This window comes from Agarivorans sp. Z349TD_8 (assembly GCF_050870825.2).
Taxonomy (GTDB): domain Bacteria; phylum Pseudomonadota; class Gammaproteobacteria; order Enterobacterales; family Celerinatantimonadaceae; genus Agarivorans.
On sequence record NZ_CP194037.2, the window covers coordinates 4,103,192 to 4,116,269 of the forward strand.

Below are 13,078 nucleotides of genomic sequence, written 5' to 3' on the forward strand. Positions count from 1 at the left end.
AACAGGCTAACATTATAGCCTTTTTAACCATAAATTAAAATATAACGCTCATAGCTAAAACGCCAGTAAAATCATTTAACTCTTATATAACAATAGATTAAGATTAATATTATACTTTAGCCACAGAGCTAAAAGTTACAATTTGTTCACATTTAGTGGATTTTTAGAAGTCATTGCCAATAAATATATATAAGGATTGCTGTTGCCGATTATGCCCATAGGACAAGACCACAGGGCCCAATAAGCTGGTATCTAAGGCGACAAAAACACTACCGGCCCAAATTGAACTCCCCAGAGAGATATCTGCGGACTCGTTCCAAACACCACCATTTTCCAAAGAACCACCAACAAACATCGGTGCCTGCAATATCGGGGATTGATAATCGTGCAACTGATAAAAGTACATCAAACCACTCAAGGCCTTATAACGTCCAGATAAGCGTTCATATTGAAAACCCGATAAACGTAAGAAGCCGCCTAAATCTTGGGCGTCAGTTGGAATAATAAAGTCACTACCGGTACTACCGTATTCACCAAACCAATTAAAATGATGTTGATCTTGACCAAAGGGCAATTTCCAGCGCGCCTCAAAGCTAGGCGCAAAAGCACTGGAGTAGTCATCAATATTTTCGTGATCAATATACAAGCTGGCCTCAAATAATTTACCGTCCGTAGGAAAGGCCCAACTATTTAAGGTATCGAAACTAAAGCTGAAGTAAGGCCCGTACAACCAATAATTGGCCGCTGCATTCACACTTGCAGCTTTAACCTCCCCTCGTGTAACCGCGACCCCCATCACCCATTCCTGCCAAGGTCTTCGATTCCACGCCAGCTCGCTAGCTAAATTGGTGTCGCTAAAGTCTGCATCAAGATACTCACTACCTTCTATCTCGTCATATAGTCGGCGACTGCGTTTTTCATATTCAGCTGAAAGAGCCCAAGAATAACGCAAATTATCACTCATTGGCGTGTAAAACTCAGTAAAGACTCGTTTTATCTCGCCCATCTCGATTTCGCTTCGCCATTCGGCCCCTAAATCATTTAAGTTGCTTAAGCTAAACCCCAAGCCCAAATTAACCTCGGTTCGATCGACAAAGTTCTCTTGTAAAGCAAACTTCATATCGAAATAGCCAGGTCCCCAACTTTTTTCTTGGGTGTCGAGGTAGATGACATTATCGCCATGGTCGCTACTGATCCGGTAATCAACCCGTTCAAAGGTACCCAAAGCATATAGTTGCCGGATCCGCTGTTCCAATTCGGCCTTCGATAACAACTCCCCGGTTTGCAGCTGCAAACGGGTTAATATCACTTGGTCACTTAAAGCTGAATGATTATTTAACTCAACCCGACTGACGAGGAAGCGCTCATGCAGCTTCAATTGTGCCCGTCGCTGAGCCACCTGTTGTTGATACTTAGCATAATCTTTAGCTGGTGCAGATAAGTTTAAACGTTTAGCTAATTGTTCGATGTGATCACGCGCGGTCTGCTTACCGCGTTCGACCGCTAGCGGCATCAAGCCAAAGTCAGCGGTATCGATGCCACTCATGTCCGGACTGATTAACAGATCATCAGGACCAAGCAATGCTATTTGCCGCTCGGTGCCGGAACGAGTCAAGAAGGTCGATAGCTGGTCGACCATCGCCATCGCGGTAGACAATTCACTTTGTGGTTTAAGGTGGTCACCAATGTCTACCGCGATAATAATATCTGCGCCCATCTGCTGCAGCACATCGACTGGCAGGTTATTTACAACCCCACCATCAGATAATAACTTACCATCCAGCTCTACAGGACGAAGCGCCCCTGGTACCGACATACTAGCCTGCATTGCCACCGCCAAATCGCCGCGACCTAAGATATAAGGCTGCATCGTCGCCATATCGGTAGCAACCGCGCGATAGGGAATCGCTAATTGATCGAAACTGCTCAGCGCCTCCAAATTACCACTTGCATCTCTTAATAATTCAGCCATGGTTTGCCCCTGCACTGCCCCCTTAGGCATCTGCAAACCTTGCTTATTCAATCCTATCGGAAGTGGGATCTGATAATTATCTTGCTGTTTCTTGCTGCGTAACGACAGTTCACTGCGCGTCACATCATCCACAAAACCACGTGCCCAATTCAGCGCAAAAGTGCGCTGCTCAATTTCTTGAGCGCTGTAGCCCATTGCTAGCATCGCTCCAAAATACGCCCCCATACTGGTGCCTGCGACATAGTCGATGGGCACATGATATTCTTCAAGTAACTGAATCACACCAAGATGAGCGGCACCTTTTGCACCTCCTCCACTTAAGGCTAAACCGATTTTGGGTCGAGCCATAAGGCTGGACGAGACACTCACCAAAACCAGAAAAACCAAGCTATTGCATAGCGTCCGCATCATTCATTCCTTGAAAATAAAAACAATAAAGGCAGCCGAGGCTGCCTTTATTAAACTATATATTTAGAGGTTTTCGGTCTATTTTTTCTTTTTCTTGGCTTTAGCATTTGGTAAGTCGGTAATACTTCCCTCAAATACTTCAGCAGCCAAGCCAACCGACTCATGTAAAGTTGGGTGAGCATGAATGGTCAAGGCAATATCTTCGGCATCACAACCCATTTCGATTGCTAAACCAATTTCACCGAGTAATTCACCACCGTTAGTCCCCACAACGGCACCACCAATCACTCGACCTGATTCTTTATCAAAAATCATTTTGGTCATCCCATCGGGACAATCAGAAGCAATCGCACGACCAGAAGCGGCCCATGGGAACACCGAGGCTTCGTAGTTAATACCTTGCGCCTTGGCTTCTTTCTCGGTTAAACCAACCCATGCCATCTCTGGCTCGGTGTAAGCAATCGAAGGAATAACTTTAGGATCGAAGAAATGTTTCTTACCAGAAATCACTTCCGCAGCCACGTGGCCTTCGTGCACCCCTTTATGCGCCAACATCGGTTGACCCACAATGTCACCAATCGCATGAATATGTGGTACGTTAGTACGCAACTGTTTATCCACTTCGATAAAGCCCCGCTCCGTCACTTCGATACCGGCTTTTTCCGCATCTAAGCCAAGACCATTTGGAACCCGACCTACTGCAACTAATACAGCGTCGTAACGCACCGGCTCATGTGGCGCTTGCTTACCTTCGTAAGTCACATATAGACCATCGGTCTTCGATTCGACGGCTATCACTTTCGTTTCTAGCATAATGTTGAACTTGCTTTTCACCTTCTTGGTGTATGCCCGCACTACATCTTTATCGGCAGCTGGAACTAGTTGGTCAGCAAATTCTACAACATCAATTGCACTGCCTAAGGCTCCATATACTGTGCCCATTTCTAGACCAATAATACCACCACCTAGCACTAGCAACTTACCCGGAACTTCTTTCAGCTCTAAAGCATCAGTTGAGTCCCATACGCGCGGATCGTTATGCGGGATAAATGGCAACTTCACAGGACGCGAGCCTGCGGCAATAATCGCATTGTCAAAGTTAATGGTAGTGACACCCTCTTCACCTTCAACTTCTAAAGAGTTTGCGCCAGTAAATTTACCCAATCCTTGTACAACTTGAACCTTACGCATTTTAGCCATACCAGAAAGGCCAGTCGTCAACTGGCTAATCACTTTCTCTTTCCAGGTACGGATTTTATTAATGTCAGTCTGAGGCTCACCAAAAACGATGCCATGTTCGGCCAGCGATTTTGCTTCTTCAATCACTTTAGCAACATGCAATAATGCTTTTGATGGAATACAGCCTACGTTTAAACAGACTCCGCCAAGGGTTGCGTAACGTTCTACAATTACAGTTTCCAAACCTAAATCAGCAGCACGGAAGGCGGCAGAGTAACCTGCAGGGCCTGCTCCTAGTACTACCACCTGGGTCTTAATTTCCTTACTCATCGATGACCTCTTGGTATTGTTATGTTGTTAAGCCGCTGTAGGGTATTTGTATTCGTACATACAGCTCAACTGAGTTTACGGTTAATCACGATAAAAAAGAAGAGCTGGATGCAAAACACCCAGCCCAACTGACTAAAGTACTAATCGGCGAATATCGCCCAATAAACCACTCAGCGTAGAGATGAAACGAGCACCATCAGCGCCATCAATCACTCGGTGGTCGTAAGATAATGCCAATGGCAACATCAACTTAGGCACAAAGTCTTTGCCATTCCACTTTGGCTTCATCTCGCTACGCGATACCCCTAATATTGCCACTTCTGGCGCATTCACAATAGGTGTAAATTGCGTTCCGCCAATTCCGCCTAGGCTAGAAATAGTAAAACAGCCGCCTTGCATATCTGAAGCCGTCAACTTACCCGCTCGTGCCTTCTTAGAAATCTCAACCAGCTCTTCAGAGAGTTGATAAATACCTTTCTTATTGACATCACGGACCACCGGTACGACTAAACCGTTTGGCGTATCTACCGCAATACCAATATGAATGTACTTCTTCATAATTAGGCTATTGCCATCATCCGATAAAGCCGAATTAAACTTGGGTAAGCTTTCCAAAGTTTTCGCAGCAGCTTTTAACATGAACACCAACGGGGTAATTTTGAACCCCATTTGTTGCTTCTCAGCAATCACATTTTGCTCTTTACGGAAAGCTTCCATTTCGCTGATATCAGCTTCATCAAACTGAGTAACGTGTGGAATTTTAACCCAGTTACGGTGCAGTGCAGGGCCCGATATTTTCTGAATTCGGGAAAGTGGCACTTCTTCCACTTCACCAAACTTCGAATAATCTACACTTGGCCACGCCATGACGTCCATACCAGAACCGCCGCCAGCCTTGGCGCCCGACTCTAATAGTTTAACGGCTTGCTTAACATAAGCTTGTACGTCTTCTTTAACGATGCGGCCTTTACGGCCCGAGCCTTTAATCTTAGCGAGATCAACGCCAAACTCACGGGCTAAACGGCGGATCACCGGAGAGGCATGGAAGTAAGCGTTATTTTCGACAAATTCGCTGGCCTGCGCCGATGCTGAAGCCGCCACTGGTGCTGGGCTTGGTTTCGCCGCAGGCGCTGCTGCTGGGGCGACTGTTGGAGCTGGAGCCTCAGCAGCGGCCGCTTCTACTTCAAACAGCATGATCAACGAACCCGTTTTCACTTTATCGCCAACAGCAACCTTAAGTGCAGTCACAACGCCAGCAAACGGTGCCGGAACTTCCATCGCCGCTTTGTCGCCTTCAACCGAAATTAAAGTTTGCTCCAGTTCAATGCTGTCACCGACCGCGACCGCAACTTCAGTCACTTCAACTTCATCATCACCAATATCTGGAATAACGACTTGTTGTTCTTGTTTCGCGGCAGGGGCTGCTGGCGCAGAAGCTGCAACAGGAGCGCTAGCCGCAGGTGCACTACCCGCCACTTCAAATTCCATAATCAACGAACCGGTGGTCACCTTATCGCCAACTGCAACACTAATCGACTTCACGGTTCCGGCGATAGGCGCAGGAACTTCCATCGCCGCTTTATCACCTTCAACAGAAATCAGGGTCTGTTCCGCTTCAACCACATCACCCACTTTCACTGCGATTTCAGTAATTTCTACTTCATCATCGCCGATATCGGGAACATGAACAGGCTCAACCGCACTGGCAGCAGGCTCGGCTGCAACTGGAGCAGCCGCCTCAGTTGAGACCTCCGCAGCGGTACTACCTGCCGCTTCAAAAATCATAATCAAGCTGTTGGTGGCAACACTGTCACCCACCGCAACTTTAATTTCTTTCACCACACCAGCCTGCGATGCCGGAACTTCCATCGCAGCTTTGTCGCCTTCAACCGAAATAAGCGATTGCTCTAACTCTACACTGTCGCCTACTTGGACAAGAACTTCGGTCACTTCGACTTCATCGGCACCAATATCAGGTACAAAAATTTCAATACTCATATCACTTCGCCCTTACGCGTAGAGAGGGTTAACTTTGTCAGCATCGATGCCATATTTTTCAATTGCTTCAACAACTAACTTCTTATCAACAGTACCTGCTTTGGCTAGTTCAGCTAGCGAGGCAACCACAATATAATCGGCATTCACTTCAAAGTGACGACGCAAGTTTTCACGGCTATCACTGCGGCCAAAACCGTCAGTTCCCAAAACTTTATAGCTACCCGGCACATAGGCTCGAACTTGCTCAGCGTATTGCTTCATGTAATCGGTAGCCGCAATTGTTGGCAAATCACTTAAAGTTTCGGTGATAAATGGAACTTGCTCAGCAGCTTCAGGGTGCAGCATATTGGAACGCTCAATCGCTTGCCCTTCACGAGTTAACTCGTTGAACGAAGTCACACTAAATACATCAGACGCAATATCGTATTCTTCGCTTAATACCTTAGCCGCTTTTAATACTTGCTGCATGATGGTACCTGAACCCAGTAATTGAACACTGGCTTTACTACCCTGATTACTTTCAAACTTGTAGATACCTTTACGAATACCTTCTTCTGCACCTTCTGGCATCGCAGGTTGATGGTAATTCTCATTCATTAAGGTCAAGTAGTAATAAACATTCTCTTGCTCACCATACATCCGACGTAAACCGTCTTGTAATACAACCGCCACTTCAAAAGCAAAACTTGGGTCGTAAGAAAGACAGTTTGGAATGGTATTCGCTAAAATTAAGCTGTGACCATCTTCATGTTGCAAGCCCTCACCGTTCAAGGTGGTTCTACCTGCCGTGGCACCCAATAAGAAACCACGTGCTTGTTGGTCACCGGCCATCCAACACATATCACCGACACGTTGGAAACCAAACATAGAGTAGTAAATGTAGAACGGGATCATGGGTACATCGTTAGTGCTGTATGACGTTGCAGCTGCAACCCAAGAACTCATCGCCCCCAGTTCGTTAATCCCTTCTTGCAAGACCTGACCGCTGGTATCTTCTTTATAGTAAGACACCTGCTCTCTATCTTGCGGGGTATAAACCTGACCACCTGGATTATAGATACCCACTTGGCGGAACAAACCTTCCATCCCAAAAGTACGCGCTTCATCGGCAATAATTGGTACAATATTTTTGCCAATACCTTTGTTTTTCAACATCACATTCAAGGCTCGAACGTAAGCCATCGTAGTTGAAATTTCGCGTTTTTGTTCACCTAATAAGGCATCAAACTCACTCAACTCTGGAATATCTAAAGCTTGACTAAACTTAGTTAAACGAGTTGGCGTGTAACCTTTCAATTCGCTACGGCGAGCATGCAGATAATCGTGCTCTGGAGTGCCGGGCTGTAACTCAATGTAAGGCAAGCTAGGTAAATCATCATTGCTCACATCAACACCGAGACGATCACGGAATTGCTGAACATAGTTCATATCCATTTTCTTCACGCCGTGCGCAATATTCTTACCTTGTGCAGCTTCACCCATGCCATAACCTTTCACGGTTTTAGCTAAAATAACCGTTGGAACACCTGAAGTTTTACGTGCTTTATCAAAGGCGGCGTAAAGTTTAACTGGATCATGTCCGCCACGACGCAGGGCAAAAATCTCATCGTCAGACATGTCTTTAACTAGCTCAGCGGTTTCGCTGTACTTGCCAAAGAAGTGCTCACGCACATAGGCACCATATTTAGCCTTAAAGGTTTGGTAATCGCCATCAATGGTTTCGTTCATCAATTGCAATAATTTACCGGAGCTATCTTTAGCCAGTAGGCTATCCCATTCGCTCCCCCAAACAACCTTAATCACATTCCAGCCAGCACCTCTGAATAGGCCTTCAAGCTCTTGAATGATTTTACCGTTCCCCATAACCGGACCATCAAGGCGCTGCAAGTTACAGTTAATCAAGAAACATAAGTTGTCTAACTTCTCGCGTGCAGCAAAAGAAATCGCGCCTCGTGATTCTGGCTCATCCATCTCGCCATCACCCAAGAAGGCGTATACCCGTTGTTGGGTACAATCTTTAAGACCACGTCCTGTCAGATATTTTAAGAAACGAGCTTGATAAATCGCAGAAATAGGACCCAGACCCATCGATACTGTTGGGAACTGCCAAAACTCTGGCATTAACTTGGGATGCGGATAAGAGCTCAGGCCATTACCACCCACTTCCTGGCGGAAGTTATCAAGCTGTTCGGCAGTTAAACGCCCCTCAACAAAGGCTCGAGCGTAAATCCCTGGAGAAATATGCCCTTGATAATAAACTAAATCACCACCGTCTTGCTCATTACGCGCACGGAAGAAGTGGTTAAAACAAACTTCATAAAAGGCCGCTGAAGACTGATAAGAAGCCATATGGCCACCAAGGTCTAAGTCTTTTTTAGAAGCACGCAATACGATCATAATCGCATTCCAACGAATGATAGAACGAATCCGACGTTCAATCACGCTGTCACCAGGGTATTCAGGCTGTTCACCAACCGCAATAGTGTTGATGTAATCCGTGGTAATGGCCCCGCCAGCGGCAGATAAACCATCAATCTTAGCGTTAGCGATAACCTGCTCTAACAAAAACTGGGCACGCTCTACGCCTTCTTCTTTGATCACAGATTCTATGGCATCTATCCACTCAGCAGTTTCGACTGAGTCGATATCATGCTTCAGTACCTCTGACATGGCTGTTTCCTTATCAGTAATTTATGATTATCCAAACCGAAGCTTGGGCTAAACTTTCAATTGTTTTAAACGACGATTAGAGCGCTCAACTCGGCTCTCTTCTCGCTCGATTTCCAATAGCGTTTCTTCAATAAACGCCAAATGTTTATGTGAGGCTTCACGGGCATCATCAGGTTTGCTATCGAGTATAGCTTGTAGCATCAAGCCGCGGTGGTAACGGATTTTCTCCGCAACATTTGGACGCCGATACAAAACCTGAAAATTGTCCATGATGTTTTTTTCCAACAGTGGGCTTAAACCTCTAATTAAATGAAACAACACTAAGTTATGTGAAGCTTCGGTAATCGCTTCATAAAAACTTAAGACTGCTTTTGCTTCATTGGTCGTATTTCCATCTTGTTGGGCAAGTTCAATTTTCTCATGGCAAACTTGGATTTTTTCCAAATCGGCTTCAGTGCCGCGTAACGCAGCGTAGTAAGCTGAAATGCCTTCGACGGCGTGACGAAACTCTAGTAAATCAAGTTGGCTTTCATCATGACTCGCCAACAACTCAAACAAAGGGTCGGTTAAGGCTTCGCGCAACTTCTGTTGTACATAAGTCCCGCCGCCTTGTTTACGAACCACTAAACCTTTTGCTTCTAACTGCTGAATCGCCTCACGCAAAGATGGCCGAGACACGTCAAACTGTTTCGCCAGTTCTCGCTCCGCAGGTAAGCGTTCTCCTGGTGGTAAACTACCTTCTAAGATCATTCGCTCCAGTTGCTTTGCAATCACTTCAGCAAGTTTTAGCGGCTTAATTCGTTGGTAGCTCATCTATTCCCATCTAGTTAATGATTGGTATTACCAATTTACCCGAAGCAAATTAACAAATAGGAAACACCTTGTCTAGAAAAATTGATCTACATCAAATAGCCCCACAACAAAGCCAATTCATTGTAAATGCATTTGTCGTACAAATATACTTGGTCAGACCTTTTTTTGTGATATAGATCACTATGATGTAACAACAAAACCAAAGATAGGGGGATAATGTGAAATAAATATGTCGTCGCGTTATGCACCACCAGCAGCCAATCAAAACCTCAGAGAACTTTAACAAGCGCTGGTCGTGTATATTTGTGATTTATTTAAGCACAGCGAGTGCTGCAAATAACCGGATGAAATGTATCCATTGGGATGAACGCCATCGACTTCACAGCTGCTTAATCAGTTTAATTCAATTTGACTTGTTCGCAGTAAAAGCCAATCGACTACGAGCGCTTCGTTGAGGCAAATCAATGCGCTGATCTGCGCCCCCAATCGATAAACAAAATCTACGGCTTGCAGGCTAGAATCCTAAATCAACCATCCACCAATGGTGAGTGCGGCAATCACAGCAATCGCCAATAAGATGCCATGTTTAGCCAGACTCACAAAACGACTGGTGGTTGTCACGCATAACATGTCGCTCACTAAATCGCTGTTGGAGAGCTCAGCGGCAACCGCCACCTTGCTTAACCAGTAACCATTGCTGTGTTGGCGATCGGTTAATGAGCGCAACCAAATCGGCAGCGCGGGATGAGTATGACCAACCGTTAAATAACACAGACTCGCCAAGCGACTTGGCAACCAATCAATATAATGCATAAACACATTCACCGCAGGAGACAAAGCCTGAACTTCAGTGCTCTTATGCAAATATAAGCTACGACAACAGCCATAAAATACCGCGCCTGCGGGCCCCGCCAGTACATAGAAAAATATCACTGCAAAATAATAACGATAATTCAACCACATCAGTTGCGTTCCGGTGGAGACCGCCAAGGGCTGATTCTCCTCTACTTGATGCATGGGATGCATTTGATTGAGCAATAATTGATTAAATTCGAGACAAGCCTGTTGCTTACCAGCGGCAGCTAAACGTAAATAGTCCCGGTAAGCCTGTTGTAAAGGCGGACAACCTAGCGTAAATAGCGGCACAAAGATCCACAACAACAAACTAGGAATACCAAATAACCAACCGCTTAAGCCAAACTGCAAACCCGCAAGCAATCCGGTGGGGAAGATCACCGTCATCATAATTTGCCAAAATGCCGTCTTACTATCGAAGCGCTGCAACCACCAATGAAAGACATGCTGCCACCACCAATTAGCACCAATCCGTCTGGCCCGCTCTAAACTTAATGCTAATAATAGTGATATTAATGACATCTGATTGATTGCTCTCCATAAATGTCTGCCATGCAAACAAATAGTAAGTCAATTCTCATGGCAAACCAAGCGTGCTCATAAAGCCGCGAGATACGCCTCCCAATCAAACGCCTCTCCGGGATCTGATTTTCTTCCCGGCGCTATCTCACTATGCCCAACAATCGCTTGCTTGCTCATTTGTGGATAATGCGCCAATAGTGTTTGAGTCACCGCAACCAAGGCTTGATATTGAGCCTGAGTAAAGGCGCTATGGTCGGTTCCTTCTAATTCAATCCCAATGGAAAAGTCATTGCAAGCTTCCCGCCCACGGTAAGTCGATACCCCAGCATGCCAAGCACGTCGATTAAATGGTACATATTGTTTCAATTGACCGTCACGCTCAATCAACAGGTGCGCAGAGACCTCTAAGCCAGCTAAATCGGCAAAACTCGGCTCTGCACTACTCTCTAAAGTACCGCTAAACAGCTGATCAACATAGCCATTGCCATAAACACCCTGTGGCAAACTGATACAATGCACGACCAATAGGCTGATCTCATCTTCGGGTCGCTGATTATGAAATGGGCTTGGCAGCTGCTGCGCCTGTACCAGTTGATGCTGCTGATTAATCTGCAAAACTCTCTCCTTAGCCATAAAACAATAGCGCCTGACAACTCGCTTATCATAAAGCCAATATTTGCCCATGCAAGCTTAAGCCTTCTAAGTTAGAATGCGCTACATGCTAGGGTATATACTCTACAAACCATCATCACTATCGCAACTATCAGAGAATCGATGCATGAACCTCGAACAATTGCGCGCTAATGTCAGCGCAGCCCTCATTGAAGATTTAAGTCACTTAGACCCGCAGCTAGATATCACCGCGGGGCTGATTCCCGAACAACAAGTCAATAAGGCTAAAATTATCAGCCGCGAAGATGCGGTGTTTGTGGGTCGCCAATTTGCCGATGAAGTGTTTCGCCAACTCGGTGGGCAAGTCAGCATAGAGTGGTTGGTTGAAGATGGCGACAAGGTTGTCGAAAACCAAAGCCTTTGCTATTTAAGTGGTCCTGCACGGATTTTATTAACCGGTGAGCGCTGCGCACTCAACTTTATCCAAACCCTATCCGGAATTGCCACGCAAGTGGCTGCCTATTGTGACTTGCTTACTGGCACCCAATGCCAATTACTGGATACCCGAAAAACGCTACCGGGCTTACGCTTTGCCTCAAAATATGCGGTTCGCTGCGGCGGCGGTCATAATCATCGTTTCGGACTGTTCGATGCTTTTCTCATAAAAGAAAACCACATCATGGCCTGTGGCAGTATTAAAGCTGCAATAGACCAGGCGCGCCAGTTGTCACCAGGGAAAAAAGTGGAAGTGGAAGTAGAAAACCTCGACGAGTTAAACCAAGCGCTTGATGCAGGCAGCGATGTGGTAATGTTAGATAATTTCAGCGTCGAGTTGATGCGTCAAGCGGTTGAGCTCAACCAGGGCCGCGCAAAGTTAGAGGCTTCTGGCAATATGACCCTAAGCACCATTCGTCAGTATGCCGAAACAGGCGTTGATTATATTTCGGTAGGCGCTTTAACCAAACATGTCAAGGCGCTAGACCTAAGTATGCGCTTTGTCGCCGAATAACATCGATTAGTGAAACAAGGCTGTATAAATACATTTACAGCCTCTCAGATCAAAGCCCCCCTAAGATCACGATTTAATTGTCTTTTTCTAAAAATAACTATACTTATAACATTCGTGTGCTTTAATCAGTATAGATTTGCAGCACCGTACAGTAAGGGATGTGGCTGAATTAACGGCGTTAATTTATTGCAACCCGATAATAAAACGGTAGATAAACAACTTAAAACTTGTGTAAAGGAAAGACGCAATGAAAACAGTCCAAAACCTTCAAATCAAAGTAGCCAACAAACAAAGCGGTTTTACGCTCATCGAATTAATGATCGTAGTAGCCATCGTAGCCATCTTAGCGGCGGTCGCGCTGCCTGCTTATCAAAATTATACGAGAAAAGCCCGCTACACAGATATCATTAGCGGAGCTCAAGGAATTAAGACAACCGTTGAAGTTTGTCTGCAAACCGACATAACAACATGTGCTACAACGACCTCTAACGAGGTAAATGATGCAGCAGCAGCTGCTGCTGGACGAGACCTTATCGCTACTGCGACAGCAACTCAAGATGGAACGACTAATGCTGTAACTATTACTCTAACTCCTGACCCTGCAAATGGAATACTTGCTACAGATACATATATTTTAGTCGGAACACCAAATGCTAATGGAGGAGTTGGTTGGACCATCACTTGTTCGAACACAGACCTTTGTTAATTTA

General features: G+C 45.5%; 9 protein-coding genes. 2 read left to right on the forward strand and 7 right to left on the reverse strand.

Features of this window, described 5'->3' with window-relative positions; translation table 11 throughout:
• Positions 1-163 precede the first annotated feature (163 nt).
• The 7 genes from ACRRS1_RS18365 to ampD form a co-directional block, all read right to left on the reverse strand.
• Positions 164-2,383, reverse strand: coding sequence for a patatin-like phospholipase family protein (locus tag ACRRS1_RS18365; protein WP_432467207.1), 2,220 nt, complete (start codon positions 2,381-2,383; stop codon positions 164-166).
• 75 nt (positions 2,384-2,458) lie between these two features.
• Positions 2,459-3,889, reverse strand: a complete 1,431-nt coding sequence (gene lpdA, locus ACRRS1_RS18370; RefSeq protein ID WP_432456066.1) for a dihydrolipoyl dehydrogenase — start codon at positions 3,887-3,889, stop codon at positions 2,459-2,461.
• A 132-nt stretch (positions 3,890-4,021) separates the two neighbouring features.
• The gene (gene aceF / locus ACRRS1_RS18375; protein WP_432468951.1) at positions 4,022-5,887 is read right to left on the reverse strand and encodes a pyruvate dehydrogenase complex dihydrolipoyllysine-residue acetyltransferase; all 1,866 of its coding nucleotides are present in this window, start codon (positions 5,885-5,887) and stop codon (positions 4,022-4,024) included.
• Between the two features lie 12 nt (positions 5,888-5,899).
• Positions 5,900-8,557 (reverse strand): pyruvate dehydrogenase (acetyl-transferring), homodimeric type, encoded by a 2,658-nt coding sequence (aceE, locus tag ACRRS1_RS18380; RefSeq protein ID WP_432468950.1) that lies wholly within the window; start codon positions 8,555-8,557, stop codon positions 5,900-5,902.
• Between the two features lie 48 nt (positions 8,558-8,605).
• On the reverse strand, positions 8,606-9,370 hold the full coding sequence (gene pdhR, locus ACRRS1_RS18385) for a pyruvate dehydrogenase complex transcriptional repressor PdhR (protein ID WP_432468949.1): 765 nt from the start codon (positions 9,368-9,370) through the stop codon (positions 8,606-8,608).
• 522 nt (positions 9,371-9,892) lie between these two features.
• Positions 9,893-10,747 (reverse strand): regulatory signaling modulator protein AmpE, encoded by an 855-nt coding sequence (gene ampE, locus ACRRS1_RS18390; protein ID WP_432468948.1) that lies wholly within the window; start codon positions 10,745-10,747, stop codon positions 9,893-9,895.
• Between the two features lie 75 nt (positions 10,748-10,822).
• Entirely contained in the window at positions 10,823-11,380 is a 558-nt protein-coding gene (ampD, locus tag ACRRS1_RS18395) for a 1,6-anhydro-N-acetylmuramyl-L-alanine amidase AmpD (protein WP_432468947.1), read from the reverse strand.
• Between the two features lie 145 nt (positions 11,381-11,525).
• Between ampD and nadC the strand changes: the two genes are divergently transcribed.
• Together nadC and ACRRS1_RS18405 are read left to right on the forward strand one after the other, a co-directional pair.
• Positions 11,526-12,368 (forward strand): carboxylating nicotinate-nucleotide diphosphorylase, encoded by an 843-nt coding sequence (nadC, locus tag ACRRS1_RS18400; RefSeq protein WP_432468946.1) that lies wholly within the window; start codon positions 11,526-11,528, stop codon positions 12,366-12,368.
• A gap of 247 nt (positions 12,369-12,615) precedes the next feature.
• Positions 12,616-13,074, forward strand: coding sequence for a pilin (locus ACRRS1_RS18405; protein ID WP_432468945.1), 459 nt, complete (start codon positions 12,616-12,618; stop codon positions 13,072-13,074).
• Positions 13,075-13,078 lie beyond the last annotated feature (4 nt).

What these genes read in the sequence shown, in the direction of transcription:
- ACRRS1_RS18405 (WP_432468945.1), top strand. Translation starts at nt 12,616, where the DNA reads ATGAAAACAGTCCAAAACCTTCAAATCAAAGTAGCCAACAAACAAAGC.
- nadC (WP_432468946.1), top strand. Translation starts at nt 11,526, where the DNA reads ATGAACCTCGAACAATTGCGCGCTAATGTCAGCGCAGCCCTCATTGAA.
- aceE (WP_432468950.1), bottom strand. Translation starts at nt 8,557, where the DNA reads ATGTCAGAGGTACTGAAGCATGATATCGACTCAGTCGAAACTGCTGAG.
- ACRRS1_RS18365 (WP_432467207.1), bottom strand. Translation starts at nt 2,383, where the DNA reads ATGATGCGGACGCTATGCAATAGCTTGGTTTTTCTGGTTTTGGTGAGT.
- aceF (WP_432468951.1), bottom strand. Translation starts at nt 5,887, where the DNA reads ATGAGTATTGAAATTTTTGTACCTGATATTGGTGCCGATGAAGTCGAA.
- pdhR (WP_432468949.1), bottom strand. Translation starts at nt 9,370, where the DNA reads ATGAGCTACCAACGAATTAAGCCGCTAAAACTTGCTGAAGTGATTGCA.
- ampD (WP_432468947.1), bottom strand. Translation starts at nt 11,380, where the DNA reads ATGGCTAAGGAGAGAGTTTTGCAGATTAATCAGCAGCATCAACTGGTA.
- ampE (WP_432468948.1), bottom strand. Translation starts at nt 10,747, where the DNA reads ATGTCATTAATATCACTATTATTAGCATTAAGTTTAGAGCGGGCCAGA.
- lpdA (WP_432456066.1), bottom strand. Translation starts at nt 3,889, where the DNA reads ATGAGTAAGGAAATTAAGACCCAGGTGGTAGTACTAGGAGCAGGCCCT.